The organism is Photobacterium lucens (assembly GCF_009873615.1).
Lineage (GTDB): Bacteria > Pseudomonadota > Gammaproteobacteria > Enterobacterales > Vibrionaceae > Photobacterium > Photobacterium lucens.
The window spans coordinates 1-989 of sequence record NZ_SSMG01000342.1 but is presented as its reverse complement, the minus strand read 5'-3'; the positions used below and the strand labels follow the sequence as shown (position 1 = coordinate 989).

Annotated in this window: 1 protein-coding gene; it reads left to right on the top strand. The window is 48.3% G+C overall.

Features of this window, described 5'->3' with window-relative positions; all coding sequences use genetic code 11:
• Positions 1-989 (top strand): Ig-like domain-containing protein (locus E5A76_RS14455; protein ID WP_161119343.1); only part of this gene is annotated, 989 nt, incomplete at both ends.

The window sequence follows — 989 nt, the reverse complement described above, 5'->3', positions numbered from 1 at the left end:
GATGTGAAAGGCGACGATATCCTGCACGCAGATAAAGCGACAGCAACAGTCACCACCAGTTACGGTGTACCACATGAAGCAACGGCAACCACTGAAGAGCATTATTCTGTAGGTATCGAAGCGACCATCAAGATCACCAATATTGGTGGTGATGGCGTTATCAACGAGAAAGAATCTCACAGTAAAGTGCCAGTAACCGGTACGGTGGGCGGTGATGTTAAGCCGGGCGATACCGTAACGGTTCACATTGGTGGCCATGATTACACAACCAAAGTAGGTGGTGATAAGACGTGGACGGTGGATGTTGATGGCTCTGCATTGGTTGAAAACAAAGGTCATGATGTTACAGCCAGCGTGACAACCAGCGATGAAGCCGGTCACCACGCTAGTGCGCATGATGATAAGCCATACGATGTGGACACGAGTATCAATGCCAGCATCACTATCGATACGATTGCCCATGATGATGTGGTTGATGCTACAGAATCTCACCAAAAACAAACCATCACAGGTACTGTGGGTGGCGATGTGAAGGTGGGTGATACGGTAGAAGTCACCCTTGATGGCAAATCACTAGGCACAACTAAAGTCGTGCAAGGTGCGCATGGTTTAGTGTGGTCACTGGATGGTGTTGATGGTAATACGTTATTAACTGCAGGCGTGGACAAAGTAGAAGCGTCTGTAACGGCAGAAGATAAAGCGGGTAACACGGCAACAGCTCATGCAACGCACGATTACTCTGTAAAAGTCGAAGCGGCGATCACCATTAATCCAATTACTGGCGATAACGTGATCACCCAAAAAGAAGGTCATGAGCCACAATTACCTATCACAGGTACGGTAGGTAAAGACGTTGAGCCGGGTGATACGGTTACGGTTACTGTTAATGGTCACCAATACACGACGACAGTCACGTCAGATAAGACGTGGACAGTCGATGTGAAAGGTGACGATATCCTGCACGCGGATAAAGCGACAGCAACAGTCAC